Below are 24,241 nucleotides of genomic sequence, written 5' to 3'. Positions count from 1 at the left end.
CGTTGCGCAAGTTGAACGGTGTCAGAAAAGACGGTAATCCCGATAGATGATTCTGTAGGACGTTGATCCGCTCGGTTAAACTTCAAGTCCCTCTATCCGGAAAACCCTGAATGAACCAAGTCGAAGATCTCGAGCGGCAGATGCGCGAAGCGCTGGGCGTGGCTCCGAAGAAAGTGAAAACCACTCGAGAAGCCAGTAACCCCATGCGGGGCTATCTGATTGTCCTCAGCGTGCGCGCAGAAAGTGGGCCCGCGTTTCGTTTCGAGCATCGTTCGCGTTCGCTGAGCCGCACCGAGGCGATCCTCGAAGCAGAGAAGGCAGCGCGCGGCGCAGGCTACAAGCCGTGGGCCCTGCTGGATGCAGTCGAAGCGTGAATTCCACCTGTATTAGTCGATCCTCCCTGGCAGAGAACTCCCCGGTACGGCCGTCCTAGACGGCCCGGCAGGCATCTGTCAGCATCTATCCCGCCTGCGCTGCATTTCTCTGGCGCTTGCATTTTGGCGAACCGCTTCCAAGCTAGGTCGTAGAGCCGCTTTCTGTTAAGGTTCGACAATTGTTCGGAGTCTCTTTTCGGGGGCTCGCCATTCCATTCTGCTCAAGGGGTGCTGCGTGATTAAGGTGCTGGTGGTCGATGATCACGATCTGGTGCGCACCGGAATTACCCGCATGCTGGCTGATATCGACGGCCTGCAGGTCGTCGGGCAGGCCGACTCCGGTGAGCGTGGATTGCAGTTGGCGCGCGAGCTCAAGCCCGATGTTGTGCTGATGGACGTGAAGATGCCCGGCATCGGCGGCCTGGAAGCCACCCGAAAACTGCTGCGCAGCCAGCCCGACGTGCGCGTCGTGGTGGTGACGGTGTGCGAAGAAGATCCGTTCCCGACTCGCCTGATGCAGGCTGGCGCGGCCGGCTATCTCACCAAGGGAGCGGCCTTGGACGAGATGGTCCAGGCGATTCGCCAGGTGTTCGCCGGCCAGCGTTATATCAGCCCGCAGATCGCCCAGAACCTTGCGCTGAAATCCTTCGAACCGGAAAGAAACGCATCACCGTTCGACATGCTATCCGAGCGCGAGATCCAGATCGCGCTGATGATTGCCAACTGCCACAAGGTGCAGAGCATCTCGGACAAGCTGTGCCTCTCGCCCAAGACCGTGAATACCTACCGCTACCGCATCTTCGAGAAGCTCTCGATCACCAGTGACGTCGAACTGGCGTTGCTGGCTGTCCGGCACGGCATGGTCGACGCCAGCAACTGATCATGGCGCAATTGTTCGATTCGGCGGCTTTCCTGGCCACCTGCAGTGGGCGGCCGGGCGTTTATCGCATGTTCGACGCCGAGGCCAAGTTGCTGTACGTCGGCAAGGCGAAGGATCTCAAGAAGCGCCTCTCCAGTTATTTCCGCAAGTCCGGCCTGGCCCCGAAGACGGCTGCCCTGGTGGCGAAGATCGCCCAGGTCGAAACGACCATCACCGCCAACGAGACCGAGGCGCTGCTGCTCGAGCAGACGTTAATCAAGGAATGGCGGCCGCCCTACAACATCCTGCTGCGCGACGATAAGTCGTATCCCTACGTCTTCCTGTCAAGCGAGGACCCTTTCCCGCGCCTGACCATCCATCGTGGTGCAAAGAAGGCCAAGGGGCGTTACTTCGGTCCGTACCCGAGCGCTGGCGCCATTCGCGAAAGCCTTGCGCTGCTGCAGAAGGCCTTCTTCGTGCGTCAGTGCGAGGACAGCTACTACCGCAATCGCACGCGTCCTTGTCTGCAGTACCAGATCAAACGCTGCAAGGCGCCTTGTGTCGGGCTGGTGAGCGAGGAGGAATACGCCGAAGACGTGCGCCACTCGATCATGTTCCTCGACGGGCGCAGCAATGTACTGGCGAAAGAGTTGTCCACCAGTATGGAGCAGGCGGCGATGCGCCTGGACTTCGAGAAGGCCGCGGAGCTGCGTGACCAGGTTCAGATCCTGCGCCGCGTGCAGGATCAGCAGAGCATGGAGTTCGGCACGGGCAACGTCGATGTTGTAGCAGCCATCGTCACTCCAGGTGGCGCCTGCGTGCACCTGATCAGCGTGCGCGGCGGGCGGGTCCTGGGCAGCAAGAACTTCTTCCCGCAGGTGGCGATCGAGGAGGAGGTAGGCGACGTTCTGCTGGCCTTCCTCGGGCAGTACTACCTCAGCCATCACGAGCGCGATCTCCCGAACGAGTTGATCGTCAACGCTGTGCACGAAGACTTCCCGATCCTGGCTTCGGCCATCGAGGAGTCCCGTGGCCGTCTGCTGGAAATCACCCCACGGGTCCGTGGCACTCGTGCGCGCTGGCAACAGCTGGCAGTGACCAACGCCGAGCAGGCGCTGGCCGCCCGCCTCGCGAACCGCCAGCACATGGCCGCGCGCTTCGAGGCGCTGGGAGAGGCACTGGATCTTCCCGAGCCGCCGCAGCGGCTCGAATGCTTCGACATCAGTCACTCCAGTGGCGAAGCGACTGTGGCCTCCTGCGTGGTCTTCGGCCCGGAAGGTGCGCTGAAGTCGGACTATCGCCGCTTTAATATCGAAGGCATCACCGGTGGTGACGATTACGCCGCGATGCACCAGGCGCTGACCCGCCGCTTCAGCCGCTTGAAGGAAGGCGAGGGCAAGATGCCTGACATTCTTCTGGTGGATGGCGGCAAAGGACAGCTGGCGATGGCCCAGGAAGTGCTTCAGGAACTGGCAGTGGTCGGGTTGACTTTGCTTGGCGTCGCCAAGGGTGTCACTCGCAAGCCTGGTCTGGAGACGCTGTACCTGAATGACGCCGAACATGAATTCACCTTGCCCGCTGACTCGCCCGCGCTGCACCTGATCCAGCAGATCCGCGACGAGGCACACCGTTTTGCGATCACTGGCCACCGTGCTCGGCGCGGCAAGGCTCGTCGCACCTCGACATTAGAAGACGTCGCTGGCGTCGGTCCCAAGCGCCGCCGTGACCTGCTCAAGCATTTCGGCGGGTTGCAGGAGCTGGGCAGAGCCAGTATCGATGAAATTGCCAAAGCCCCCGGTATCAGCAAAAAGCTGGCAGAGCAGATTTATGCTGCACTGCACAGCGAGTAGAATGCCGGCTCAACTCGCAGACCCTCCGACCCGATGAATATCCCGAACCTGCTCACACTGCTCCGCGTTCTGCTCATTCCGATCTTCATCCTGCTGTTCTATCTCCCGTTCCCGGCCAGCCACCTGGCTGCGAGCGCCGTGTTCGCCCTTGCCGCCGCCACTGACTGGCTGGATGGCTACCTGGCGCGTCGGCTGGGGCAGAGCACGCCCTTCGGCGCCTTCCTCGACCCGGTGGCTGACAAGCTGATGGTCGCCACTGCGCTGGTGCTGCTGGTGGAAGAGCACGCGAACCTCTGGCTGACGCTGCCGGCCGCCATCATCATTGGTCGCGAGATCGTGGTCTCGGCGCTGCGTGAGTGGATGGCGGAGATTGGGGCGAGGGCACATGTCGCCGTGTCCAGCCTGGGCAAGTGGAAGACCGCGGCCCAGATGGTGGCGCTGGTGATTCTCCTGGCCAACCCGCCGCTGATGACTTTCTGGGTACTGGTTGGCTATGCACTGCTGATTGTTGCCGCCATCCTCACCCTGTGGTCGATGCTGCACTATCTGGTAGCGGCCTGGCCTCACCTGAACACGACCCCAAAAGAGAAATAAGTATTTTTGAATCAAGGAGTTGACAGGCATTTCCAAATCGTTAGAATGGCGCCCGTCAATACGACAACGCGGGAATAGCTCAGTTGGTAGAGCACGACCTTGCCAAGGTCGGGGTCGCGAGTTCGAGTCTCGTTTCCCGCTCCAGATTTTGATGATTCGCTTTGAGTCATCCGTGTCATGGCTGAGTAGCAGAGTGGTTATGCACCGGATTGCAAATCCGTGAACGCCGGTTCGATTCCGACCTCAGCCTCCAAACAGAAAGCCCCGTAGATCATGCATCTACGGGGCTTTTTGCTTTTCGTCCCTCCCGAATCATTTCCGTTATTTCGGGATCGTTTCCGAAACTCCTCCTTCTGCCGCCGGGTCACCGAGTCGGTTTGACTACTTCGCCGACGCGGCGGTACACCTTCTTCGTGATCTCTTCTTTGGTGTGCCCCAGCAGCTTGCTGGCGTCGCCGATGTCCTCGATCTCGCTCGCAGCTTTCGGCCGTATGTCGCTGAACACGAACGCCTTGATCCTCGCTGCCAGCGGCTGGTCGCCGGCTTCTTTAGCGGCTTTTATCGCTGCGTCACGGGCATCGTTCCAGCGGTTGTTCAGCATGCGATAGCTCAAGCGCAGGCCTCCGGGGTTGGTGATTAGCGTCGAGCTGGAGATGCCGGCGAGCTTGCGGCGCTCCAGCAGGTCATCAACGAATCGGCCGAGGCCGGTGCGCTCGCCGTCGATGTGAAGGCGTATCCGCAGTTTCTTTGTGGTCTTGCCCTGGGCAACGAGCAGGTAGTCGTCGGTCAGGTCGCCTTTCGACACTTTCAGTGTGTCGGCAGGCCGTTGGCCCGCCAAATAGGCCATATCCATGCTGTCACGCAGTTCCTGGCAGGCGTACGCGTATACGGCTGACCAAACATCGTTGCCCGCATAAAAGCTCCGCGGGCGCTCTTTATTACGACGTACCCCGGCGCAGGGGTTGGCGCCGTCGTAGTAGCCCCATTCCCGAGCCATGGTGAAGATGTGGGAAAGGAGGGCAATCTCGCGATTGCCGCGTGTTTTTGCCGTCCGTGCGTCTCGATACTGGGCGATCACCTGGGGGGTGATGGCGTCGATCGGTGCATTGTCGAAGGATTTGCGCAGCTGCTTCAGCTCGGCCCAGTTGTCGCTCTGCGTGCGCGGCGCCTTGGTGGGGATGATTTCCCGTTCGTACCGGTCGAACAGCTCCGACATGTATCTGATGACCTTCGGCGCGGTCGAGCGGGAAAGGCGGGCCCACTCCTGCAGGGCCTCGCCGTAGTCGGTGCCGAGGGGAATTTCCTTGCGCTTCCCCTCGTCGTTGCGCCCGAGGAAGTAATAACCGATCCATTCCTTACCTGATTTCAACGTGCGGACACGCTTGAGCATACGGTAGGGGAGTTCGCGGTTCTCCGGCTTGCGTGGGCGGCCCATCAGCTGACCTTACTCAGGTCGAGCTGCCACGGCTCCTGTACAGCGGCCGAGCTGGTGGGCTTTACGCCGGCCAGCTTCATTCGGGCATAGATCCGGCCGACGACGGGTCGGCCGGCAGCGTTGATCTCGTAGATCCAGTGGTGATCCTTCAGCCACTTGATCTGCAGGCCTTTGAGTTCCCGGCCGACCAAAGCTTTCAGCTCTGCCTCTGTCAGGAACTCCGAAACGGGCTCGCGGGTGGATTGGGTGTTCATGGCGCGTCCTGCCGCTTGTGCTTAATCCTGGGGTTGGCTCGGTCCGGTACGTTTGTCATGGCTCGCTCCCTGGAATGCCGAGGCGAGCTGATGCGGCTGCAAAGATGTCCTGCAGCAGGTCGCGCGGTAGCGCTCCTGCTGCTATGGCGGCGGGGATGTCGGCGGGGTGATAGAGCGGGCCGGCGGGCAGTTGGGTCAGGGTGATTCGGTCCGAGCTGTCGAAGGTGCAGATGAAGCGCTGGGCTATGAGCAGTTCCCGTGCGGTGGCATGCGCCAATTCCTGGTCGGTGCATTGGCGGGCGGATGCGCTGGGTGGTTCCACGATAGTTACGAGCGTTGTCATGACTTGTTCCGTTGTTGTCATTGTCTGGATGCCGTCGAGGGGCTCAGCAATGCAACTGCCACGCGAATTGCGCGAGGTTGGGGAGGTCGCGACAGAGAAATTCAATACGACGCGCATCAGTAGCAGGCATTGCAGATGTCCGACTCTGAGCGCGACAGCAAGTACAAGCTCGCCCGATTTCTCGGAAATCGCGGTCATAGTTATCTGTTTCTGCACCAAGCAGAATGCGAGGAGGATCATGTCAGTTCGTTCTCCAAATCCTGGGCCAGCAGCTGGTCGCGGGTTTCGCGTTTGAGCTGGTGAAGGGTGGGTGCGTCGATGTGTTGGAGTAACCGCGCCTCCATGGCGCGGTCGAAGCGTTGCAAGTCGGCTAGCTGGCGGGTTGCTGCCTGGTAGTGGTGTTGCAGCAGGCCGGCATCCTCGGGGCTGAGTCGCACGGGCCGGACGCGGGTCACGCGGCCTGCCTTGGCGAGGGCTCCTCGCTCTGCTGCTGGATTGGTTGTAGGCGGGCGATCAGGTCCAGCAGGTAGGTGGCGGCAAGGTCGGCGTGGTTGGTTTTCTGCGAACCGGTGCGGCGGAACTGTGCAGCCTGCTGGCCGAGCTGGCGGGCGGCGTGTTGCAGTTGGGGGAGGTCGGCGACCCTTAGCGAGCGAGCTTCGGCGATGTTGAGCAGGGCGGCAGTCTCTTCGAGTGCGGCTGCGGCTGAAGCGTTGTCGCGGCTGAAATCGGCGAGTTGTTCGGCCTGGCAGTTCAGCGCCTGTTCCATGTCATCGACCTGGCCGCGCTCGGCTGCGAGAGATGCCTGAAGGCGCTCATTCTCGTCGTCCAGTTCCCGGCGCCGCCGCTCTGATTCCGCCAGCTGGTCGGCAGCTGTGCCGGCGTCTACGGCTAGGCGCTGTAGTTGCGCGCGGTGTTGCTCGGCTGTGAGCTCCAACTGCTCGCAGGCGTTCTGTTCGCGCTCCAGTTCAGCCTCCAGTGCCAATAGCTTGTCAGCGAAAATGGCTGCCTTGACGTTGCCGCGGCGTTCGCCTTCGTGGCAGCCGTTGAAGTAGGCGATCAGGCCGACGATGACGACGCCGGCAATGATCACGAGCAGGGCGACTATCTGGTGGTGTGCCATGGGGTGTGTTACTCCTTTTTGGTGGGCTCGGTGGTGGCGAGCCGGCGGGCCAGTTCGTCGTCTGCTACGTGCGTGCGTAGGTCGATGAAGACGGCCAGTTGGTGAATTTCGATGTACTGCAGGCCCTTGCGGGAAGGGTCCAGCGTGGTGATCGGTAGGGCTATCCGGCCGCTGGCCAGCGCCTTCTCGAAGCTCTCGCCGTTGAGGTTGCGGAAGTAGTGGACCCGCACCTGCTCCGCCGGTACGAGCACGTCGCCGAACACACGGAACAGCAGTTCCACGAGGTTGGGGCGTGGTGTTGGCAGGAGGCGCAGGTTCGGCTGTTGTCCGCCGGGCTTGGCCGGCGGGGCGGATGGTGGAAATTCCGGGCGCTGGCGGGCGGTAGTCATGGGTCACCTGCCAGTCGCCGGTCGGGTTGTGCCTCAGGCATGGGCAGCTGGCGGCCGATCTTCTCGGCGAGCCAGCGCAGGGAGCTGGCTTTCACACGGGTGCTGTAGCTGGATCGAGTGCCGGTGTAAGGCGTGCTGTAGGTGCCCTGGTGCGTATAGAGGTGGGCGCCGTCGCGTTCGGGGCGTAGCGGGTAGTCGTGGTGATCGAGCAGGCCAGCGCGACGCATCGCGCTGACCAGCTCGCCGCGGCGCATGCCGAGGCGGTGGGCTGCCATCTGCAGAGTCAGGCCGGCCATGGTCAGAATCCTGCAGCGGTTGCCAGCTCGACATCGCCCGCAAGGCGCACGCCCTGGACGAACTGAGAGGCCGTCTCGAACAGTCGCGAATAGGCCCGGCGGCGGTCCAGCTGCAGGCGGAAATGCACGGTCGCGCCGTGGCCGTCCAGCTTGCAGTCGAAGCCGAGCCGGCTGCGGCGCAGCGACAGGGCAATATCAAGGTCATCGACGGGCAGGTAGTGCGTGCCGCGTCCGAGCTGCAGGGCGTGGCGCAGGGTGCTTTCCATGCTGCTGACCAGTTCGTCTTCGCCGATTTCCGGTACGCCGGATGGCGTGAAGCCGTTGGCTTCGGCAGTAATGAAACGCTCGATCCGGTGGTGGTTGTCGCGGGTCCGGTTGTCGAGCGTGACGCTGCAGTTGCGGTCGCCGATGGTGATGTTGACCTCTGCGGCGCGCTCGCATTGTTCGATCGTGACCACGGCTTGGATCGCCAGGCCGGCGCCGTTTGACAGGAGGTGATGGAAAACACCGGAAAGCCCGGCCTGTTGCTGCAGCCGCTCGCGAGACAGGCGGGTAAGGGCGAGATAGGGGGTCATGCTGCGGCCTCCTCGGGGGTAACGGTGAGGAATCCGCGCAGCCAATCGGCTAGTGCTTGAAGTCTTTCAGAGGATTTTCCGTCGTCTGTCGCAGCAAGTACCACGCCGCGATGATTCGGTGAGGGCCACTGCCTGACGGGAAGCTCAAAGTCCGTGTGTGCCGGATACAGCGACACGTGAACGCTCTGGTCGTTGAATGCGACGAAATCGACACTTGCGCGCCATGTTCCTTGGAGGTTGATCTGCAGCGCGGTGCTGACGATTTGTAGGGCGAGTGCCAGGGTTTCGGGGTTCATGCTGCACCCCCGGTGAACGGGCTGGGCGCGGTGGTGGGCGCGCTGGGTGCGGTCTTGCGATTAGGGATGAATTGACAGCCGGCGGCTTGGGCGAGGCGGCGGATCTCGAAAATCCGGTTGGTGTTCCGCGCCGTGGGCAGCAGGTGGATGGTGGCGATAGACATTGTGGTGCTCCTGTTCGTGGTGTGAACAGGAATTAAGATACATCCACAATAATTTTATGCAATACAAATCATATTATGAAGAGGCTTCCCCATTTCCGGTAGGAGAATTCACACAGCTAGAGGCGCCCGCTCTGCCAGACGACACGGCCGAGAATGTCGAGATTCTCAAGGGCAGCCGCAGAGATTAGTTCGTCCGGAAACATCAGTTTTTCAGTGCTGTCGCAACGAATCATCCACCCTTGAGTCAAGGTGCGTACGAGTCGCCGACAAACGATTCTGTCGTCATGGCGAAACGCGTAAACACCGTTGGATTCGACCGATGTTTGCGACGTGTCGATTAGGAATCTGTTTCCCTGCGGCAGAGTCGCTCCCATGCCTCCATCGTCGCAGATATGCCCACGTAGAGCAGTTTCCACGAGGCCCATCTCGGCTAACTCGTCGCGGCTGATGTAGACCGTTGCGCCGTTTGGTTGAAGCGGCGGGATGCGCGCGCCATCGTCCGCTTCGGCTTCAGGGTCGTCTCCGATGAGTTGCGCCCTGGTTGTGCGAAGTGCAGCAGCAAGGGTTTCAAGATCACTGAGACTCGGTCGAGTGCGGTTGCGCTCGTAGCTGCTAATCCGCACCTGGCCGTTATTGTTCCAGCCGCATAGTGCCGCGAGCTGCTTCTGATCCAGATCGAGCTGTTTGCGGAGGATTCGAATGCGGTCGCCGAGTGTATTCATTGGAAAATATTCAAATCCCATATTTGAACGTTATGTAATTTGTTGTATGGTTGCCTCGAAGCGCCCGCCACGGCGCTACAGATCAACCTGAGGATTGTTTCCCCATGAACCGGATTACCGAATTCCGAGCTAGGCGGCGAATCATGCAGAAGACGCTGACGCTGGATTTGGGCTGGGAAGCTACGCGGCTCTGTCGCATCGAGACGGGTCGTACACCGCCAACTCTTGCCGATTGCCGGGCGATCGTTGCTGCCCTTAACGCTCGCGGTGTTGCGTGTTCGCTCGATGATGTGTTCCCCCCGGACGCCGCGCAGCAGGACAACGCCGCCGCTTGACGGTGAAGCAACACCGTCAGCCACCACCACGGGCTGACGGAACTGGGAAGGGCGACCGCCACCACGCGTGTCGCCCCTCCCTCCGACCGACGCCACGGATGGCGCCGGGTCGCCGGGTTCTCACCACAAGAACCTCGGCTGTCATGGCTGGGGAGGCCTGGAGGCTCCCCCAGTCACAACAATCGTCAGCGGGTAATTCACCACGAACAGGCCGCTGACGGTGACTAGGGTCAGCCAGTCACGGGCGCACTTTATCCCATAAATTGCGCGTGTGGCGGCAATATATGGGTTAAGTTGCCATGTCAAAATGCCACGATACTATAGCTCTATACCGTGCATTACATGCGGTTGCGAGAAATCCGGCGCACTGTCGGAATGGGATTTCCGGGTTCGCCCGAGCTACGGGGCGCAATGCCTCGACGCTGGCCCACAAGTTCAACCCTCACGACTCTCCCGCGCTGAATCTCCCTGAACTGCTCGACTTCCTGGACTACGTGTCGCCGGAGGGGCGGCGCATTGTGCTGGACGCGCTGCACGGGACATTGGGCGATTCGTTTGCTGTGTATGTGGGCGATGCTAAGGCGCCGCCATTGTTGGCGAGTTTGGCTGAGCTGCTGCACGGTGCGGCTGCGCTGGCGGCCTATGCGGGAATGCCGATGCGGCGCATTGGGCGGCAGTTGCCTGAGCAGACGCCGCAGGCGGTGGCGGCGCGGTTGATCCGTGCGGCGCTGGATGTGTGGCGTGCGGTGTGCGGTGGGCGCCAGGCTCTGCCGGGCGATCTGCAGGGAGGCCTGATCCATGGTTGACGCTGCTGACCGTGCGCTGGCGGATGAGCTGGTCTATCAGGAGATTGCGCAGAACAACCGACTGCAACGTATAGAGGAAATTGCGGTGTCAATTTCCTACGAATGTTGTGGTGACTGTGGGGTACCGATTCCCGAGGCCCGCCGGGAAGCTGTGCGGGGTTGTACACGGTGCATCGACTGTCAGTCCATTAAGGAGCTGGTGGAGGTGCGGAAGTGCGCCTGACGCCAATCGCTGAGGCGGCATGCCGGTATATACGTGACTTCGGGCTGGCCCCGGTGATGATTCCACCGGGCAACAAGGGGCCGACCGGGTACGGCTGGAACAAGCCGGGCGGGTATTTCACCGATGCAGAGGCGGCGGGGCAGTTCTGGACCGAGCACCCGACGCATAACCTAGGTGTGGTGTTGGCGCCGTCTGGGGTGTGCTCCCTGGACGTGGACGACGTGCCGGCAGCGCGACAGGTGCTGTGGGAGGTGCTGGGCGTTGACCTCGATGCGCTGCAGTTGCATTTCCCGACTGTGGTTGGCAACCCGGCGCGCTGCCGGCTGATGTTCCGTGTACCTGAGGGCGTGGAGCTGGGGGCGCATAAGCTGACCTGGCCGAACCGCGAGGATCCGGACGGCTCGAAGTTCAGGGCGGCGAATCAGCGGAAGGCGTCGGCGAAGAAGCGCGCGGAGGTGGCGCGGAAGACGAGCGACGGGCCAGCGGAATCCGAGGCGCTGGCTGAGATGGAGGCGGCGCAGGCCGAGGTGAAGGCGGTCGCGCCGTTTACGGTGCTGGAGCTGCGCGCGGGGGATGTGCAGGACGTGTTGCCGCCTTCGATCCACCCGGATACGGGCCAGCCGTATACCTGGCGCACGCCGCTGCCGGAGGTTGGGCCGATCCCGGAGCTGCCGGTGGATCTGCTGCGGGGGTGGCAGAACTGGGACATCGTGAAGCGCGACGGGTTGGCGTGCTGCGAGTGGGCGGTGAAGCCGTCGGCGCCGATGAAGGCGAAGCCGGTGAAGCGGCCGAAGCCAGCAGCAGGCGAGGGCGAGTCCCCGGTTGATGCGTTCAATCGTGCGCACGACGTGGAGCAGCTGCTGGAGGCACGCGGGTACGAACGTAAGGGGATGAAGTGGCTTTGCCCTGGTAGTACGTCGGGGATTGCCGGCATCACGATTGTGGAGGGCACTGTGTTTTCGCACCACGGCAGTGACCCTCTGTGCAACGGTCACCGTAATGACGCCTTCGATGTGTTCCGGATCCTCGATCACGGCGGTGACCACAATGCGGCGGTGAGGGCGGCGGCGCGGTTGTTGGGGATAGCTCGGCCTGGTCGGGAGCGACCGCCGCCGGAGCCGGGGACGAATGCGTCCCGACCTGGTGCGCCGCCGGCTCCTCCTCCCGATGCCCCTCCGCCTGTGAGCGCGCCGCCTGACGATGATGGCGGCTCTGCACACCCACTCGGGGGCGTGGGGGGCTTTCGCATCACTGAGCAGGAGCTGATTGAGGACTTCGTGGTCATCTACGGCTCGGATGTGGCGTGGGACGCGAAGCGTTCGAAGATGATCAAGTTGACGGCGATCCGCGAGGCGGTAGGGCGTACGCGCTACAAGTGGTGGCAGGAGAACGAGCTTCGACGCATGGCGCAGGATGTGGTGTTTGATCCGACGCGACGCTGTGGGGAGCTGGTGCTGAACCTGTTCGATGGCTTCCAGATGGAGCCAGACGCGCGTGGGGAGGAGGGCTGTAAGTTGATCCGCAGTCACCTTTACATGCTCTGCGGTGAGCGGGCCGAGGAGTATTGGTTTTTGCTCAAGTGGATTGCGTACCCGCTGCAGTTTCCTGGCGCGAAGATGGATACGGCGGTGGTGATGTTCGGCGAGGAGGGGCCGGGTAAGAGTGTGATTTGGGAGAAGGTGGTTCGGCGGATCTATGGGAAGTACGCGACGGTTATCGGGCAGGCGCAGCTTGAGAGCCAGTTCACGGGGTGGCAGAGCCAGAAGCTTTTCGCGCTGGCCGAGGAGGTGGTGAGCCGTGAGGAGATGCGCCACTACAAGGGGGTTTTGAAGCACCTGGTGACGGGCGAGACGTTGCAGGTGAACGAGAAGAACATGCCGGTTCGGGAGGAGAGCAATCACCTGAATTTCGTGTTCCTGTCGAACTCGACGGTGCCGCTGGCCTTGGACAACGGGGATCGGCGTTATCTGGTGCTGTATGTGGACCGTGTGCTGCCGCCGGACTACTTCCGCGAACTGTTCGTGGAGATCGGGAGCGGTGGGGTCGAGGCGTTCTATCAGTACCTGATGGACCTGGATCTGACTGGGTTTGATCCGCACGTGAAGCCTCCTCTGAACGAGGAGAAGCAGGGCCTCATCGATGGGAGCTTGGCCGCGCCTCGGTACTTCGTGCGGCGCTGGTTGGCTGGTGAAACCGACTTCCCGCTGACGGGTGCGGTGACGCAGGCGGATCTGTGGCAAGCCTTCACGCGATGGTGTGAGGGGGCGAATGAGTTCAAGCGACGAGAACGGGACTTCCATCAGGAGGTGGCGCGCGATCTTGCGCGCGACCGGCACGATATCCGCTATCCCTCGGACAAGGATGAGTGCCGTACGACGCGGATGTATGTGACGAAGGAGTTCGCTGCCCGCAGGAAGGAGCTGGGGAAGAGGTTTGCGTCGCATGCGGGGCTTGAGTGCCGCAAGTTCGGGGCGCACTTCGAGCGGCGTACTTTGCCGCCCGCGGGAGCCTTCGCCTGATGTTCCGACAGTCCGACAGACTTCCGACGCTCGTCCGACAGCCTGCACGCCTAGTGCGGTGTGTGTTCCGTCGTTCCGACAGACTTTCCGACTAGTTCCCACGTGCGGGCGTGCATATACACGCAAGATTTTATGATTTTACCTGTCGGATAGTCGGAAATAGGTATTAACCATCTGTTTTATAAAGAAAAAGCTGTTCCGACAGCTTTCCGACTGAAGTCCGACAGTATTGATTTTGAGCAGGAGTGAAACGAAATGGCAGTTTACGAAGTGAAACAGGCCGAGCTGGTTCGCGTTGCTGAGCAGATCGATGAGGTTTTTCACGCTGATTGGGATAAGTGCGGGTCGGTTGAGAACGCGCTGCTGAAGGCGGGGTTCATTCCGCATGATGAAGTCTCTAGCGCATACATTGTTTTCCGGCGCCTTGGCCCGGGCTTGCGCGAGCGCAAGGATCTCCCAGGCACTGCATACGTTTGGGTTCTGGATGAGCTTTGCTCGATGGACATCGTGCTGGCGGGTGACAGCCTTCCGGACTATCTGATGATGATGCGATTGCTGGAGCCGGTAGTTCGCAGGGCCAAGGCTCTGGAGAAGGAGCTGGAGGCTGTGCGCCGTAACCGGGAGTACGCGTAATGATCCGAGCCATGGACGAATTGCTGCAGGTCTGGGCGTATGAGTTCCATGGTCCTGGGCTGTATCGCCCGGAATCTGCGGGCGGTGGGAATGTGATTGCGCTGCTGATGGATACGGGCGGGGAGCTGATCCGTGGTGCTGGTCGCGGGAGTAGCGTGCTGGTGGGGCAGGCGGCGGAAATCGAGATGATCATGAACCGCCATCTGTTGCCGCATAAGCTGGAGCGGGTGGTGCGGGAGCATTACCTGAACCGGCAGAGCATGGAGTACCAGAAGTGGGCGCACTGTCGGTGCTCCAGGGCGACGTTCTACCGCCGTCTCCATGAGGCGCAGGGGCAGCTGCAGGGGATGATGATGCGCCGCGCTGCGTGAGCGTTCAGGGATGAAGAAATGCGAAACCCTTGCGGATCAAGGGGCTGGGAAATGGATTCAGGGATATTCGGGGATGAACCTTGGTGTTTTGAGAATCGGGGGGTACAAAGCAGGCACGGTGTGAGCGGTGTGCCCGAGTGTTGAATTCCTTTCGCGACCCTATGAAACAGCCCAGCTATTGCTGGGCTGTTTCGTTTTCTGTTTTGCGTAGCAGTGGATTCTGCTTCTTTCGATGCAGCGAGACCCACAGAACAAGAAAAATTATGGATACAGCGAGGTAGTAGGCCGAGATGACGACATTAACTGCCAGCCTGGTTATTTCGAGCCGCGTTATGGGGGCTGTGCTAATGGTGAAGCTCCAAACATCTTTGGCCGCGAAGTAGAGCAGCGTCATCGGGAATGCTGTGGCAACAATCCGTAAAGCGGTCCAGCCGACGTGGCCGTATAGCGTCAAGAAGAAGGCCTTTGCCTCGTTTCGGCTTTCCCTGCTTTGTCCGAAGAAGTTGATGGTCCCTAAAACGACACTGACCAAGATCCCCGCCAAACCGATCCATTCCCCAAAACCCATCGCATATATCTCCCATTAATCGCGTGATGTTAGCGTGACATCGCGCTCCGCTGGTTAGTTTTTTGTTCTAGGAGCTCCTTGTGACAGATCAGCAGCAAACGCTATCAGAAATGCCCCTTTGGGCGGTCGTCATCATGTCAATCGTTGCCGGTTTTGCGGGGGAGATGTGGCGTGCAGACAAGGCCGGCCTCAGCGGGTGGAACATGGTGCATCGCATCGTATTACGGGCCGGAGCATCGATGATCTTTGGACTCTCGACAATGCTCCTGGTGTGGGTTGCTGGCGCTCATGTCCTTGCTGCCGCCGCGGTTGGGTTCGTTGTCGCCACAATGGGGGCGGATGTGGCGAGTGGGTTGTATGAGCGCTGGGCCGCAAAACGGCTGGACGTCTGCGACTCACAGGCACGCGATAAATCGACTGATACCTAGGGCGGTTTCGATCCGTCGGGGACCCTGTGGCGTTCGCTGGATACGGGCGTTCAGACCCGCGATTTCGTGCTAGTGGCTGGGTTTGAGAGTTAGTGAACTGCGGTTAACTGGTTCACCCGGCCAGTTCATTCCGGTTAACAGGTGCCCTCGATGACACTAATGCGCAAGTCCGAGTACGCGGACAGCCGCGGGTGGTCCCGCTCCTACGTTTCCAAGCTGGCGCGCGAGCACCGACTTGTTCTGGCCCCCGACGGCAAACACGTCGACGCCGTGGCCACCGACGCGCTGCTGAAGCAGACCGCCGACCCCAGCAAGGCCGGCGTGACCGCCCGGCACGAATCCAACCGCGTGCAGAACGGCGTGACAGACCACCTGGCGCCCGACGCGCCACCGTTGCCGGCAGCGGAGCCAGCCCCCCCCGGCGTCCACGACTTTCAAAAGGCCCGCGCGCACCGCGAGTTCTACCTGGGCCAGCTGGCCGAGGACGAATTCCGAAAGCAACGCGGCCAGCTGGTCGAGAAGGATGCCGTCGACGCCGGCGCCTTTACCTCTGCCCGCACCACCCGCGACCTGGTCCTGGGCCTGCCCAAGCAGATCGCCCCCGAGCTGGCAGCCCTGGCCGACCCCTGGGAGGTCGAGCGCGTGCTCACCGAGAGCCTGCGCCGCACCCTGACCGACGCTGCCCGCATGATCGCCGCCGACGGCGGCGCCCCCATCGACACGAGTTGAACCCATGCAGCACTACGCCGACGGTGCCGCAGCGTACCGCCAGGCGTACGCCCGCGGCCTCGAGCCCGACCCCGCCCTCTGGATTGACCAGTGGGCCGACGAATACATGCGCATCCCGCGCGACACCGGCGCTGCCGAGCCCGGCCCGTACCGAACCGATCGCACGCCCTACGCCCGCGAGCCCATGCAATGCCTCTCGCCGGCGCACCCGTGCCGCCGTGTCGTGACCATGGTCGCTTCGCAGCTGATGAAGACGCAGATCGCCCTCAACTGGATCGGCGGCTGCATCCACATGGCGCCGGCCAACATCCTCATGCTGCTGCCCAGCCTCAACCTGGCCAAGCGCGTCTCCGCCCGCCTGGACAAGACCATCAAGGCCACACCGGTCCTGCGGGAGAGGGTGGCGGCCCCGCGTTCGCGCGACTCGCGCAATACGATGGACACCAAGGAATTCGAAGGCGGCGCCCTGTTCGCCACCACCGCCGGATCTGCCGCCAACCTCGCCGAGCTGGCCGCGCGCTTCATCTACGGCGACGAGGTGGACCGATGGGACGTCGACGTCGACAACGAAGGCGACCCCATTGAACTGGCTGAAACGCGCGCATCCACCTTCGGTCGCAACGCCAAGGTGTATTTCTCCAGCTCGCCCACCATCAAGGGCGCGAGCCGCATCGCCGACCTTTTCGAGACCAGCGACCAACGTCACTACTACGTGCCGTGCTCGCACTGCGGCTTCATGCAGATCCTGGAGTGGGCCAACCTCAAATGGGATGACGGCTACCAGCTCGTCCAGTATCAATGCAGCAACCCCGATTGCGGTTGCATGATCGAGGAGCACCACAAGGCCGCCATGCTCGCCGCCGGGGAATGGCGCGCCCACGCCAAGGGCGACGGCGAGACCGTCGGCTTCCACCTCAACGCCTTGTACGCGCCCCTCGGCTGGGTCAGCTGGACGGCTCTGGCCAAGCAGTACGACAAGGCATTGCTGGCGCAGAGCAGGGGAGACCTGGAGCCCATGCAGGTGTTCTTCAACACCCGTCTGGCCGAAGTCTGGGACAGCGCCCAGGAGCAAACCAAGGCCGCCGTACTGATGGCCCGGGCGAGGGCGGAAACCTATGTCCTCGGCACGCTGCCCGTTGGCGCGCTGATGCTCACCGCCGCTGTGGACGTCCAGGGCAACCGCCTGGAACTCATGGTGATCGCCTGGGGCATCGGCATGGAACGTTGGGTGGTCGATCATCAAGTCATCATGGGCGACCCCGCCGACGCCCGCACCTGGGCCGCCCTCGATGAGCGCCTGCAGGCTCGATACCTGCACCCCGCCGGGCCATCGCTGCCCATCCTGGCCACCGCGGTGGACTCCGGCGGCCACCACACCGACGAGGTCTACCAGTTCTGCCGCGTCCGCCGCTGGCGCAATGTCTTCGCCGTCAAGGGCGCGAGCAAGCCGGGGCGCCCCGTCATCGCCCAGCGCCCCTCGCGGGTGGATGTCACATGGCGCGGCCAGGTCGAACGCAACGGCGCCGAGCTCTGGATCGTCGGCACCGACACCGCCAAGGACTGGATTTACAACCGCTACAGCCTCGACAGCGGCCCCGGCGCGCTGCACTTCGCCCGCGACTTGCCCGACGATTTCTTCCCCCAGTGCGTGGCTGAACGCAAGGTCGCCCGCTACATCAAGGGCCACAAGCGTGTCGAGTGGGTCAAGGGCAAGGCCGAGCGTAACGAAGCGCTCGACCTGCAGGTTTACAACCTGGCCATGGCCCATTACCTGGGCATCCACCGTTACCAGCAACACCAATGGGAACAGGTCGCCAACGCTTTCAGGCAAAGCGACCTGCTCGAGCAGGCACCGCCCGCGCCGGTCCCCGAACCCGTTGAGCAAGAGCCTCCCAGCCCGGCCCCAGCCCGCCCGGCCACACCACAACCCCAGCCCCTGCACCAAGTCGCGCCCACCCGGCGCAGCTCCCGCAGTGGCTACCTTAAGAGACGCTGACCCATGGCCTACACCCAGAGCGACCTCGACGCAGTTGACCGCGCGATAGCCACCGGCGAGCGCACCGTCCGGTTCAGCTCGCCAACCGGCGATCGAACCGTGGAGTACCGCTCCATCAACGAACTGAAGACCGCGCGGGACCTGATCAAGGCCGAACTGGCCGCCGCCGATACGCCGCCACGCCGAGTCGTCCGCCTCTACCACGGCGGCAAGGGGTTGTAAGCCATGCGCTACCGCCCCAACCCCGCCAGGCTGGCCAAGCTCACCAAGATTCAGGCCAGCTACGAAGGCGCGGCAGAGGGGCGTCGCTCGCAGAACTGGGACGCACCTGACCAAGCCATTAACGCCCTGGTCATGCCCGCACTCAGCTCCCTGCGCAGCCGCTCCCGTGCCGCCATCCGCAATGATCCCTACGCCGGCGGCGCCATCACCAAGCGCGTCAGTAACCTGATCGGCACCGGCATCACTCCGCGGCCCAACATCACCGACGCAGAGTTACGGCAACAGCAACAGCAGCTGTGGGATGACTGGGTAGACGAATCGGACGCCGACGAGCGCACCGACTTCTACGGCCTGCAGGCCCTGATCTGCCGCACGGTTGAAAGCGTCGGTGAGTGCTTCGTACGGCTCCGCCCTCGCAAGGCGGAAGACGGCTACGCGGTTCCGCTGCAACTCCAGGTCCTCGCGCCCGAGTTCATACCGACCGAGAAAAACGAACTTACCGCTCGCGGCAACATCATCCGCGCCGGCATCGAATTCGATGCGCAGGGCAAACGCGTGGCTTATCACTGCTACCGCGTCCACCCTCGCGACCCAACCGCACCGGGTACCGGCTACAACAACCTCATACGCATCCAGGCCGAGCAGATACTCCACATCTACGAGCCCCTGGAACCAGGGCAACTCCGCGGCGTCCCGCGGCTCGCCCCGGTGCTCAAGCGCTTGCGCAGCCTCGACAACTTCGACGACGCCGTGTTGTTCAGGCAGGAAGTGGCCAACCTGTTCGCCGCCTTCATCCGTCGTGACGCACCGGACAACGGTCCGCCGATGCTCGACCCGGTCAGTGGTAGGCCAGTGGAGCAGAGCCACGACGGTGTCGCCATGGCCGGCCTCGAACCCGGCACCGTGCAGGAGCTGATGCCCGGCGAGAACATCGAATTCTCCGACCCGCCCGATGCCGGAAATAGCTACTCCGACTTCATGCGTCAGCAACTCATGGCCGCCGCCAACGGCTTGGAATTGCCTTATGAGCTTTTCTCCGGCGACCTGCGCGACGTCAACGACCGCGGCTTGCGCGTCGTCCTCACCGAGTTCCGCCGACGCCTGGAACAGATCCAGTACGGCGTCTACGTCCACCAACTCTGCCGGCCAGTCCGCGCAGCCTGGCTGGATATGGCTGTCCTCAGCGGAGCGATCAGCCTGGCCGACTACGCCACCCGTCGCCGCGAATACCTGCGCACGCGCTGGGTTCCTCAGGGCTGGGCCTACATCCACCCTGTCCAGGACGTCCAGTCGCAGCAGATGGAGGTGAACGCGGGCTTCGCCTCACGCAGTGAGAAGGCCCTACAGCGCGGCTACGACGCCGAAACCATCGACAAGGAAAATTCAGAGGACGCCAAGCGCGCTGAATCGCTTGGCCTCAACTACCAGACCCTCAACGCCCTGGTCCCCGACCCGGCCGAAAAGGAGACACCATGACCACACAGCACCGGCTGCGGATCCTCAACAAGGTCCCCGGCGCCCCCGTCGAGAACGCCCAACACTGGTACAACATTAAGGCCCGTGCCGAAGGCAGCACCGACCCCATCGAAGTCTTCGTCTACGGCGAAATCGGCTTCTGGGGCATCACCGCCAACGACTTCATCCGCGACCTGGCCGCAGCGGACGACAAGAAAAGCCAGATCATCGTTGCCTTCAACACCATCGGCGGTGACCTGTTCGATGGCCTCGCCATCCACAACGCCCTGCGTCGCCTGGGTGAGCGCGGTACCGCCCGCGTCGATTCGCTGGCCGCCAGTGCCGGCAGCGTCGCGGCTTGCGGCGCCCATCGCGTCATCATGGCCACCAACGCCCTGATGATGATTCACAACCCCTGGACCTACGCCGCAGGCGATGCCGAAGACCTGCGCAAGACCGCCAGCGCGCTGGACCAAGCCCTTGAGGCCATCATCGCCGCCTACAAATCCAAGGCCACCGGCATCGATGACGCCGAGCTTCGCCGGATGATCAACGAGGAAACCTGGCTCACCGCCGCCGAGGCCAAGGACCTGGGCCTCGCCGACCAGATAGGCGAGGGTGTCGAAGTCAAGGCCTGCCTTGGCCCTGGTAACGCTCTGCGTCGCTATCACCACGCCCCCAAGGCGTTGCTGGACCAGTTGGAGACGCCAACAGACCCGGCGCCGGAGCTTGACCCGCCGGCCCCAAGCGAACCACCAGCACCCGACAACCCGCCGCCAGGTATCGACTCAGTCGAAGCATCCGCGCGCGCCTTGCGGATCCACAGCGAGTGCGACAAGGCCAGGCTGCCCCAGCTGGCCGCCATCATCATCAAGGCCACTGAGCTGCGCAGCGACGAGGCCGTAGACGAGGCGCTGACCCGAGCCCGTGCGGTCAACGACCTATGCGTTGCTGCACGCATGCCCAGCCTCACGGCCGATTTCGTGGCGAAGGGGCTGAACACAGACGCCGTGCGCGCCGAGCTGTTCAACAAGGTCGTCGGCACAGGCGGCTTCGAAATCAACAACACCATCCCGCCGGGGGATGACCCGACACCGCCGGCCACGATCAACCCCACCAACATCTGGAAGAACCGCCAGGCCGCCATCGCCGCAGCCCAAACTGGAGCCAAGCCATGACCATCAAGAAAGAACCCTTCCATCCCGGCGAATACCTGATCAGCGAAGGCCCCGGCAGCATCTCCCGCGAGACTGTGACTCTCGCCGCTGGCCCCACACTGTACAGCGGTCAACTACTCGGGCAGATCACCAGCAGCAAGCAGTACGCCCCCTACAACCCGGCCGCCACCGATGGCACCAAGAAGGCCGTGGCCATCCTGCACAACACCGCGCCGGCTTCCGCCAAAGCCCGGCCCGCCCTGGTGATCATCCGCTTGGCCGAGGCCTCACGAGCCCGCCTGACCGGGCTAGATGCTGCCGCTGAAACTGCCTTGGCCTCGCAATACATCATCGTGCGCTGACCACGCCACACCCTTCATAGAGCCCCGCACCTGCGGGGTTTGTCATTTCTGGAGTATCCACCCATGGCAGACCTTGGGATTTTTGACGACGAGGCGTTCAGCCTCTCCAGCCTCACCACCGCCATCAACGAACAACCCTATCTCCCCGGTCGGGTCAGCCGCCTCGGCCTGTTCGAGGAGGAGGGCGTACAAACCACCACCGTGCAGATCGAAAAGGATGGTGATTCGCTGGTGCTGGTCAAAGCAGCTGAACGCGGCGCCCCCGGCCAACGCGTGCACGGCAGCAAACGCAACACCATCCCGTTCAATACGGTTCACCTTCCGCAGACCTGGACGATCACAGCGGACGAAGTTCAAGGCATCCGTGCATTCGGAACTACCACCGAGTTGCAGGCCGTGCAGGAGGTCGTCAACAAGCGCTTGGCCAAATGCCGCCGCCAGCTCGACGCAACCCACGAATACCAGCGCCTGGGCGCGCTGGCTGGCCTGGTGATCGATGCCGACGGGGAAACCGTTCTCTGCGACCTGTTCAACCGCTTCGGCGTGGAGCAGATCGCCCTGAGCCTTGGCCTCGATGATGCTGGCGGTGATTTCCGTGAGCGCTGCACCGAGGCCCTGGAGCAACAGGAGGATGTACTAGGCAACGACACGCCCACCAGTGTCATCGCCCTGTGTGGCCGCCTGTACTGGCGCAAACTGCTGAAGAACAAGAGCGTCAAAGAGACCTACCTCAACAGCCAGCAAGCCTCCGAGCTGCGCGGCGATGGTCGCGCGGACTTCGAATTCGGCGGCATCAACTGGGAGCGCTACCGCGGCAAGGTCAACGGCATCAACTTCATTCGCGACGATGAAGCCCTGCTGATCCCCGTGGGCGTGCCCGACCTGTGCAAGACAGCCTTCGCACCGGCTGACTACATGGACACGGTCAACTCCAACGGCCTGCCTTATTACAGCAAGCAGGAGCGCATGAAGTTCGACAAGGGCATCGAAGGCGAAGCCCAGTCCAACCCTCTGCACATCGTCACTCGGCCGCGTTCCATCCTGCGCCTGCAGATGTAGCCCATGGCCTTCCACGACCTCGCCCAGCGCCTGGACAACGCCGTGTATGCCCATTTGGGCGACTCGGCCGTCCTCGAGGGCCGTCCAGTCTCCGGCCTTTTCGCCGCGCCCTGGCTGGAGCCCAGATACGGTCGACATCCCACAGGACTGCGCGAGCCGATTCTGCAGGTCCGCCAGGCTGACGCCGCCGGCCTGGAACCGGGCGCCCTGGTTACCATCCATCTGCCGGCACCAGACGGCGGCGACTATGACTTCGTGCGGCCTGAGCCGGACGGGACTGGCCTCGTCGTCCTGGTGCTGAGGAAACGCCTATGAGCGTGGGCAGCTTCTACAAACAGTCCGCCAGCGGCGGACTGATTACCCTGCAACCGGCCGCGGCGGATATTCGGGCGTTCGAGTCCTTCGCCGCCGCATGCCCGAAAGCGGCGGCGGTCGCGCAGAGGAGGGCAATCAACAAGACCATCGGCTGGCTGCGCACGCACATCGCTCGCACCGTCAGCAAGGAACAACGCATCGCCCAGCGGGCAGTCCGCCAGCGCCTGCGCAGCTACCTCGCCAAGGGCTCGGCCGTCAGCGGCAAACTCTGGTTCGGTCTCAATCCGATCGAGGCCAGCCGCATCGGCCGTCCCCGCGAGACTAAAAACGGTGTCAGTGTGGCCGGCCGTCGCTATGTCGGTGCCTTTTACAAGCGCGTGCATGGCGGGAATCCAGACATCTGGATCCGCACCGCGAGCAAGCACTTCCGCGCCGCAGACTATCCCGACTCCGACCTGACCTCGCCGCTGCACCGTGGCGGTCAGCGGCGCGGCAGCATGGACGCAGACCAGTACGGCCGCTTTCCCGTCGCCAAGGCCAAGGTGAACCTCGACACCGTCCGCCCAGCCTTCGACCAATGGACCCGCCGCGCCCATCAGCGCCTGCTGGAAATACTGCGTCAGGAACTCAACTACGAGCTTCACAAGTACCTGAGGAAATCGCCTCGTGCCTGAAGACGCCCCCCTGACCCTCGACGCCTTCTACGGCGCCGTAGAGCAGCACATCGCCCGGCATCTGCCGGGCATACAGCAGGTGCGCTTCTGGCCCCAGGTCGGTGACGCCCTGGCGCTGCCGGCCATTCTGCTGGAAATCGCCGAGTTCGAACCCGGTACCGACCTGGGTACCGGCCAGACCACCCTCGAGTGCCGCTGCGAGGCCCGCATCGTCGTCGCCCCTGAGCAGCCAGACGCCACCCGCCAGGCCGCCCAGCTGTCCACCCAGCTGGCGGTCCTGCTGCGCACCCAGACCTGGAACCTGGAGGAGGTAGAACCGGCTCAGTTCCAGAGCGCCGAACAGGATTACAGCCGCCCCGAACTGGACAACTATCTGACCTGGCGTGTCGAGTGGTCTCAGGTCCTGCACCTGGGCGCGGAGGAGTGGCCCTGGACCGACGAGGCGCCCGATGGCACCCGCCGGATCCTGCTGATCGGCCTTGACCCCGACACCGGCCCCGGCAATGAAGGAAAATACGTCCCGGCTGGGGGCCTGCCATGAGTTACGCCACCGCCGAGCACGACCGCATGCTCGCCGCCCTGATCATGCCCTGCGTCGTCGCCGCGGTGGATCTGGCCAACGCCCGCGTGCGCGTCACCGATGGCGAGTGGACCAGCGCCTGGGTCCGCTGGCATGCCCAGGCCGCCGGCGCTGCCCGTCACTGGCGCGCGCCAACCCTGGGCGAGCAGGGCGTACTGATCAGCCCCTCCGGCGTGGCCGAGGCGGGCACCTTCGTCCCCGGCCTGTTCGGCGATGCCGGCGCCCCGGCCGATAACCGCGCCCACGTCGAAGTCTGGCGCTTCCAGGATGGCGGCGCCCTGGTCTACGACTGGCAGGCACGCAGCTACACCATCAGCCTGCCCACCGGCACCGTTGCTGTGCAGGTCGGCAGCTCGGCCGCCACGGTCACCGACGCCGCCGTGGACGTGCAGGCCAGCGCCATCACCATCACCGCCGGCCAGATCACCCTGAAGGGAGCCGTCACCATCGACGGCACGCTGCACGCCACCGGCAACATCACCAGCGCCGGCAGCATTCTCGACACCGGCGGCAACAGCAACCACCACAAACACTGACC

At 63.0% G+C, this 24,241-nt stretch carries 34 protein-coding genes and 2 tRNA genes; 24 read left to right on the top strand and 12 right to left on the bottom strand.

What is annotated here, in order from left to right; translation table 11 throughout:
* The first annotated feature begins 110 nt into the window (after positions 1 to 110).
* The 6 genes from ACIPK7_RS06465 to ACIPK7_RS06440 all read left to right on the top strand — a co-directional run bounded on the left by ACIPK7_RS06465 (position 111) and on the right by ACIPK7_RS06440 (position 3,930).
* Positions 111 to 374, top strand: coding sequence for a hypothetical protein (locus ACIPK7_RS06465; protein WP_401086555.1), 264 nt, complete (start codon positions 111 to 113; stop codon positions 372 to 374).
* Between the two features lie 235 nt (positions 375 to 609).
* Entirely contained in the window at positions 610 to 1,254 is a 645-nt protein-coding gene (uvrY, locus tag ACIPK7_RS06460) for a UvrY/SirA/GacA family response regulator transcription factor (RefSeq protein ID WP_192431171.1), read from the top strand.
* Positions 1,255 to 1,256: 2 nt separating this feature from the next.
* Positions 1,257 to 3,083 (top strand): excinuclease ABC subunit UvrC, encoded by a 1,827-nt coding sequence (gene uvrC / locus ACIPK7_RS06455; protein WP_401086552.1) that lies wholly within the window; start codon positions 1,257 to 1,259, stop codon positions 3,081 to 3,083.
* 33 nt (positions 3,084 to 3,116) lie between these two features.
* Positions 3,117 to 3,677, top strand: a complete 561-nt coding sequence (gene pgsA, locus ACIPK7_RS06450; protein WP_192431173.1) for a CDP-diacylglycerol--glycerol-3-phosphate 3-phosphatidyltransferase — start codon at positions 3,117 to 3,119, stop codon at positions 3,675 to 3,677.
* A 68-nt stretch (positions 3,678 to 3,745) separates the two neighbouring features.
* Positions 3,746 to 3,821: transfer RNA gene (locus tag ACIPK7_RS06445), tRNA-Gly, on the top strand.
* Between the two features lie 35 nt (positions 3,822 to 3,856).
* Positions 3,857 to 3,930 (top strand) — tRNA-Cys (locus tag ACIPK7_RS06440).
* Between the two features lie 111 nt (positions 3,931 to 4,041).
* On the opposite strand, the gene ACIPK7_RS06435 is transcribed toward ACIPK7_RS06440, so the two are convergent.
* The 11 genes from ACIPK7_RS06435 to ACIPK7_RS06385 all read right to left on the bottom strand — a co-directional run bounded on the left by ACIPK7_RS06435 (position 4,042) and on the right by ACIPK7_RS06385 (position 9,271).
* Positions 4,042 to 5,112: an integrase gene (locus ACIPK7_RS06435; RefSeq protein WP_401086548.1), complete on the bottom strand. Its 1,071-nt coding sequence runs from the start codon at positions 5,110 to 5,112 to the stop codon at positions 4,042 to 4,044.
* Positions 5,112 to 5,366, bottom strand: coding sequence for a DUF4224 domain-containing protein (locus tag ACIPK7_RS06430; protein ID WP_401086545.1), 255 nt, complete (start codon positions 5,364 to 5,366; stop codon positions 5,112 to 5,114). Before ACIPK7_RS06430 ends, ACIPK7_RS06435 begins: the two co-directional genes overlap by 1 nt.
* A gap of 55 nt (positions 5,367 to 5,421) precedes the next feature.
* Positions 5,422 to 5,949 carry a hypothetical protein gene (locus ACIPK7_RS06425; RefSeq protein WP_401086542.1) on the bottom strand — a complete coding sequence of 176 codons (528 nt, stop codon included), beginning with the start codon at positions 5,947 to 5,949 and terminating at the stop codon, positions 5,422 to 5,424.
* Positions 5,946 to 6,164 carry a hypothetical protein gene (locus ACIPK7_RS06420; protein WP_401086539.1) on the bottom strand — a complete coding sequence of 73 codons (219 nt, stop codon included), beginning with the start codon at positions 6,162 to 6,164 and terminating at the stop codon, positions 5,946 to 5,948. The genes ACIPK7_RS06425 and ACIPK7_RS06420 overlap by 4 nt, the downstream gene beginning before the upstream one ends.
* Positions 6,161 to 6,829: a hypothetical protein gene (locus ACIPK7_RS06415; protein ID WP_401086537.1), complete on the bottom strand. Its 669-nt coding sequence runs from the start codon at positions 6,827 to 6,829 to the stop codon at positions 6,161 to 6,163. The genes ACIPK7_RS06420 and ACIPK7_RS06415 overlap by 4 nt, the downstream gene beginning before the upstream one ends.
* Positions 6,830 to 6,837: 8 nt before the next feature.
* Positions 6,838 to 7,218 (bottom strand): pyocin activator PrtN family protein, encoded by a 381-nt coding sequence (locus ACIPK7_RS06410; RefSeq protein ID WP_401086534.1) that lies wholly within the window; start codon positions 7,216 to 7,218, stop codon positions 6,838 to 6,840.
* Positions 7,215 to 7,514, bottom strand: coding sequence for a DNA-binding protein (locus ACIPK7_RS06405; RefSeq protein ID WP_401086532.1), 300 nt, complete (start codon positions 7,512 to 7,514; stop codon positions 7,215 to 7,217). Before ACIPK7_RS06405 ends, ACIPK7_RS06410 begins: the two co-directional genes overlap by 4 nt.
* Before the next feature lie 2 nt (positions 7,515 to 7,516).
* Complete coding sequence (locus tag ACIPK7_RS06400; RefSeq protein WP_401086529.1) at positions 7,517 to 8,089, bottom strand: hypothetical protein; 573 nt, start codon at positions 8,087 to 8,089, stop codon at positions 7,517 to 7,519.
* Positions 8,086 to 8,385, bottom strand: a complete 300-nt coding sequence (locus ACIPK7_RS06395) for a hypothetical protein (RefSeq protein WP_401086527.1) — start codon at positions 8,383 to 8,385, stop codon at positions 8,086 to 8,088. Before ACIPK7_RS06395 ends, ACIPK7_RS06400 begins: the two co-directional genes overlap by 4 nt.
* On the bottom strand, positions 8,382 to 8,549 hold the full coding sequence (locus ACIPK7_RS06390; protein WP_401086524.1) for a hypothetical protein: 168 nt from the start codon (positions 8,547 to 8,549) through the stop codon (positions 8,382 to 8,384). Before ACIPK7_RS06390 ends, ACIPK7_RS06395 begins: the two co-directional genes overlap by 4 nt.
* Before the next feature lie 116 nt (positions 8,550 to 8,665).
* The gene (locus tag ACIPK7_RS06385) at positions 8,666 to 9,271 is read right to left on the bottom strand and encodes an XRE family transcriptional regulator (protein ID WP_401086521.1); all 606 of its coding nucleotides are present in this window, start codon (positions 9,269 to 9,271) and stop codon (positions 8,666 to 8,668) included.
* Positions 9,272 to 9,414: 143 nt separating this feature from the next.
* On the opposite strand from ACIPK7_RS06385, the gene ACIPK7_RS06380 reads away from it, so the two are divergent.
* The 6 genes from ACIPK7_RS06380 to ACIPK7_RS06355 all read left to right on the top strand — a co-directional run bounded on the left by ACIPK7_RS06380 (position 9,415) and on the right by ACIPK7_RS06355 (position 14,158).
* Entirely contained in the window at positions 9,415 to 9,606 is a 192-nt protein-coding gene (locus tag ACIPK7_RS06380) for a transcriptional regulator (RefSeq protein ID WP_401086518.1), read from the top strand.
* Between the two features lie 299 nt (positions 9,607 to 9,905).
* Positions 9,906 to 10,412 (top strand): phage regulatory CII family protein, encoded by a 507-nt coding sequence (locus tag ACIPK7_RS06375; protein WP_401086515.1) that lies wholly within the window; start codon positions 9,906 to 9,908, stop codon positions 10,410 to 10,412.
* Entirely contained in the window at positions 10,405 to 10,635 is a 231-nt protein-coding gene (locus ACIPK7_RS06370) for a TraR/DksA C4-type zinc finger protein (protein WP_401086512.1), read from the top strand. Before ACIPK7_RS06375 ends, ACIPK7_RS06370 begins: the two co-directional genes overlap by 8 nt.
* Positions 10,626 to 13,154, top strand: a complete 2,529-nt coding sequence (locus tag ACIPK7_RS06365) for a bifunctional DNA primase/polymerase (RefSeq protein WP_401086509.1) — start codon at positions 10,626 to 10,628, stop codon at positions 13,152 to 13,154. The genes ACIPK7_RS06370 and ACIPK7_RS06365 overlap by 10 nt, the downstream gene beginning before the upstream one ends.
* A 255-nt stretch (positions 13,155 to 13,409) precedes the next feature.
* Complete coding sequence (locus tag ACIPK7_RS06360) at positions 13,410 to 13,787, top strand: hypothetical protein (protein ID WP_401086506.1); 378 nt, start codon at positions 13,410 to 13,412, stop codon at positions 13,785 to 13,787.
* A gap of 11 nt (positions 13,788 to 13,798) precedes the next feature.
* Positions 13,799 to 14,158 (top strand): hypothetical protein, encoded by a 360-nt coding sequence (locus tag ACIPK7_RS06355; protein ID WP_401086504.1) that lies wholly within the window; start codon positions 13,799 to 13,801, stop codon positions 14,156 to 14,158.
* 175 nt (positions 14,159 to 14,333) lie between these two features.
* Here ACIPK7_RS06355 and ACIPK7_RS06350 read toward each other — a convergent pair whose 3' ends face one another.
* The gene (locus ACIPK7_RS06350; protein ID WP_401086501.1) at positions 14,334 to 14,726 is read right to left on the bottom strand and encodes a hypothetical protein; all 393 of its coding nucleotides are present in this window, start codon (positions 14,724 to 14,726) and stop codon (positions 14,334 to 14,336) included.
* A gap of 80 nt (positions 14,727 to 14,806) precedes the next feature.
* Between ACIPK7_RS06350 and ACIPK7_RS06345 the strand changes: the two genes are divergently transcribed.
* The 12 genes from ACIPK7_RS06345 to ACIPK7_RS06290 all read left to right on the top strand — a co-directional run bounded on the left by ACIPK7_RS06345 (position 14,807) and on the right by ACIPK7_RS06290 (position 24,239).
* Positions 14,807 to 15,154: a phage holin family protein gene (locus tag ACIPK7_RS06345; protein WP_401086498.1), complete on the top strand. Its 348-nt coding sequence runs from the start codon at positions 14,807 to 14,809 to the stop codon at positions 15,152 to 15,154.
* Positions 15,155 to 15,304: 150 nt separating this feature from the next.
* Positions 15,305 to 15,883, top strand: coding sequence for a terminase small subunit (locus ACIPK7_RS06340; RefSeq protein WP_401086495.1), 579 nt, complete (start codon positions 15,305 to 15,307; stop codon positions 15,881 to 15,883).
* 4 nt (positions 15,884 to 15,887) lie between these two features.
* Positions 15,888 to 17,879, top strand: coding sequence for a phage terminase large subunit family protein (locus ACIPK7_RS06335; RefSeq protein ID WP_401086492.1), 1,992 nt, complete (start codon positions 15,888 to 15,890; stop codon positions 17,877 to 17,879).
* Between the two features lie 3 nt (positions 17,880 to 17,882).
* Entirely contained in the window at positions 17,883 to 18,101 is a 219-nt protein-coding gene (locus tag ACIPK7_RS06330; RefSeq protein ID WP_401086489.1) for a phage head-tail joining protein, read from the top strand.
* A gap of 3 nt (positions 18,102 to 18,104) precedes the next feature.
* Positions 18,105 to 19,577, top strand: a complete 1,473-nt coding sequence (locus ACIPK7_RS06325) for a phage portal protein (protein ID WP_401086486.1) — start codon at positions 18,105 to 18,107, stop codon at positions 19,575 to 19,577.
* The gene (locus ACIPK7_RS06320; protein ID WP_401086483.1) at positions 19,574 to 20,734 is read left to right on the top strand and encodes a head maturation protease, ClpP-related; all 1,161 of its coding nucleotides are present in this window, start codon (positions 19,574 to 19,576) and stop codon (positions 20,732 to 20,734) included. The genes ACIPK7_RS06325 and ACIPK7_RS06320 overlap by 4 nt, the downstream gene beginning before the upstream one ends.
* Entirely contained in the window at positions 20,731 to 21,075 is a 345-nt protein-coding gene (locus ACIPK7_RS06315) for a head decoration protein (protein ID WP_401086480.1), read from the top strand. The genes ACIPK7_RS06320 and ACIPK7_RS06315 overlap by 4 nt, the downstream gene beginning before the upstream one ends.
* 63 nt (positions 21,076 to 21,138) lie before the next feature.
* Entirely contained in the window at positions 21,139 to 22,134 is a 996-nt protein-coding gene (locus ACIPK7_RS06310; RefSeq protein ID WP_401086478.1) for a major capsid protein, read from the top strand.
* A gap of 3 nt (positions 22,135 to 22,137) precedes the next feature.
* Positions 22,138 to 22,449, top strand: a complete 312-nt coding sequence (locus tag ACIPK7_RS06305; RefSeq protein WP_401086475.1) for a hypothetical protein — start codon at positions 22,138 to 22,140, stop codon at positions 22,447 to 22,449.
* Positions 22,446 to 23,123: a hypothetical protein gene (locus tag ACIPK7_RS06300; RefSeq protein WP_401086472.1), complete on the top strand. Its 678-nt coding sequence runs from the start codon at positions 22,446 to 22,448 to the stop codon at positions 23,121 to 23,123. The genes ACIPK7_RS06305 and ACIPK7_RS06300 overlap by 4 nt, the downstream gene beginning before the upstream one ends.
* Positions 23,116 to 23,664: a hypothetical protein gene (locus ACIPK7_RS06295; RefSeq protein WP_401086469.1), complete on the top strand. Its 549-nt coding sequence runs from the start codon at positions 23,116 to 23,118 to the stop codon at positions 23,662 to 23,664. Before ACIPK7_RS06300 ends, ACIPK7_RS06295 begins: the two co-directional genes overlap by 8 nt.
* Positions 23,661 to 24,239 carry a phage baseplate assembly protein V gene (locus ACIPK7_RS06290; protein WP_401086466.1) on the top strand — a complete coding sequence of 193 codons (579 nt, stop codon included), beginning with the start codon at positions 23,661 to 23,663 and terminating at the stop codon, positions 24,237 to 24,239. Before ACIPK7_RS06295 ends, ACIPK7_RS06290 begins: the two co-directional genes overlap by 4 nt.
* The last annotated feature ends 2 nt before the right edge of the window (positions 24,240 to 24,241 follow it).

The sequence above is a fragment of the Pseudomonas sp. NPDC086581 genome, assembly GCF_044746165.1.
Classification (GTDB): domain Bacteria; phylum Pseudomonadota; class Gammaproteobacteria; order Pseudomonadales; family Pseudomonadaceae; genus Pseudomonas.
The sequence above is the reverse complement of the archived record's forward strand: the minus strand, read 5'-3'. Positions and strand labels throughout refer to the sequence as shown.

Bases quoted from the DNA above. Each gene is read 5' to 3' on its own strand.
- ACIPK7_RS06330 (WP_401086489.1), top strand. From the start codon at position 17,883: ATGGCCTACACCCAGAGCGACCTCGACGCAGTTGACCGCGCGATAGCC.
- ACIPK7_RS06305 (WP_401086475.1), top strand. From the start codon at position 22,138: ATGGCCTTCCACGACCTCGCCCAGCGCCTGGACAACGCCGTGTATGCC.
- ACIPK7_RS06375 (WP_401086515.1), top strand. From the start codon at position 9,906: ATGTCAAAATGCCACGATACTATAGCTCTATACCGTGCATTACATGCG.
- ACIPK7_RS06370 (WP_401086512.1), top strand. From the start codon at position 10,405: ATGGTTGACGCTGCTGACCGTGCGCTGGCGGATGAGCTGGTCTATCAG.
- ACIPK7_RS06360 (WP_401086506.1), top strand. From the start codon at position 13,410: ATGGCAGTTTACGAAGTGAAACAGGCCGAGCTGGTTCGCGTTGCTGAG.
- ACIPK7_RS06380 (WP_401086518.1), top strand. From the start codon at position 9,415: ATGCAGAAGACGCTGACGCTGGATTTGGGCTGGGAAGCTACGCGGCTC.
- ACIPK7_RS06385 (WP_401086521.1), bottom strand. From the start codon at position 9,271: ATGAATACACTCGGCGACCGCATTCGAATCCTCCGCAAACAGCTCGAT.
- ACIPK7_RS06390 (WP_401086524.1), bottom strand. From the start codon at position 8,549: ATGTCTATCGCCACCATCCACCTGCTGCCCACGGCGCGGAACACCAAC.
- ACIPK7_RS06310 (WP_401086478.1), top strand. From the start codon at position 21,139: ATGGCAGACCTTGGGATTTTTGACGACGAGGCGTTCAGCCTCTCCAGC.
- ACIPK7_RS06405 (WP_401086532.1), bottom strand. From the start codon at position 7,514: ATGGCCGGCCTGACTCTGCAGATGGCAGCCCACCGCCTCGGCATGCGC.
- ACIPK7_RS06415 (WP_401086537.1), bottom strand. From the start codon at position 6,829: ATGGCACACCACCAGATAGTCGCCCTGCTCGTGATCATTGCCGGCGTC.
- ACIPK7_RS06400 (WP_401086529.1), bottom strand. From the start codon at position 8,089: ATGACCCCCTATCTCGCCCTTACCCGCCTGTCTCGCGAGCGGCTGCAG.
- pgsA (WP_192431173.1), top strand. From the start codon at position 3,117: ATGAATATCCCGAACCTGCTCACACTGCTCCGCGTTCTGCTCATTCCG.
- ACIPK7_RS06335 (WP_401086492.1), top strand. From the start codon at position 15,888: ATGCAGCACTACGCCGACGGTGCCGCAGCGTACCGCCAGGCGTACGCC.
- ACIPK7_RS06300 (WP_401086472.1), top strand. From the start codon at position 22,446: ATGAGCGTGGGCAGCTTCTACAAACAGTCCGCCAGCGGCGGACTGATT.
- ACIPK7_RS06430 (WP_401086545.1), bottom strand. From the start codon at position 5,366: ATGAACACCCAATCCACCCGCGAGCCCGTTTCGGAGTTCCTGACAGAG.
- ACIPK7_RS06340 (WP_401086495.1), top strand. From the start codon at position 15,305: ATGACACTAATGCGCAAGTCCGAGTACGCGGACAGCCGCGGGTGGTCC.
- ACIPK7_RS06395 (WP_401086527.1), bottom strand. From the start codon at position 8,385: ATGAACCCCGAAACCCTGGCACTCGCCCTACAAATCGTCAGCACCGCG.
- ACIPK7_RS06290 (WP_401086466.1), top strand. From the start codon at position 23,661: ATGAGTTACGCCACCGCCGAGCACGACCGCATGCTCGCCGCCCTGATC.
- ACIPK7_RS06315 (WP_401086480.1), top strand. From the start codon at position 20,731: ATGACCATCAAGAAAGAACCCTTCCATCCCGGCGAATACCTGATCAGC.
- uvrC (WP_401086552.1), top strand. From the start codon at position 1,257: ATGGCGCAATTGTTCGATTCGGCGGCTTTCCTGGCCACCTGCAGTGGG.
- ACIPK7_RS06325 (WP_401086486.1), top strand. From the start codon at position 18,105: ATGCGCTACCGCCCCAACCCCGCCAGGCTGGCCAAGCTCACCAAGATT.
- ACIPK7_RS06425 (WP_401086542.1), bottom strand. From the start codon at position 5,949: ATGATCCTCCTCGCATTCTGCTTGGTGCAGAAACAGATAACTATGACC.
- ACIPK7_RS06435 (WP_401086548.1), bottom strand. From the start codon at position 5,112: ATGGGCCGCCCACGCAAGCCGGAGAACCGCGAACTCCCCTACCGTATG.
- ACIPK7_RS06355 (WP_401086504.1), top strand. From the start codon at position 13,799: ATGGACGAATTGCTGCAGGTCTGGGCGTATGAGTTCCATGGTCCTGGG.
- ACIPK7_RS06320 (WP_401086483.1), top strand. From the start codon at position 19,574: ATGACCACACAGCACCGGCTGCGGATCCTCAACAAGGTCCCCGGCGCC.
- ACIPK7_RS06350 (WP_401086501.1), bottom strand. From the start codon at position 14,726: ATGGGTTTTGGGGAATGGATCGGTTTGGCGGGGATCTTGGTCAGTGTC.
- ACIPK7_RS06410 (WP_401086534.1), bottom strand. From the start codon at position 7,218: ATGACTACCGCCCGCCAGCGCCCGGAATTTCCACCATCCGCCCCGCCG.
- ACIPK7_RS06465 (WP_401086555.1), top strand. From the start codon at position 111: ATGAACCAAGTCGAAGATCTCGAGCGGCAGATGCGCGAAGCGCTGGGC.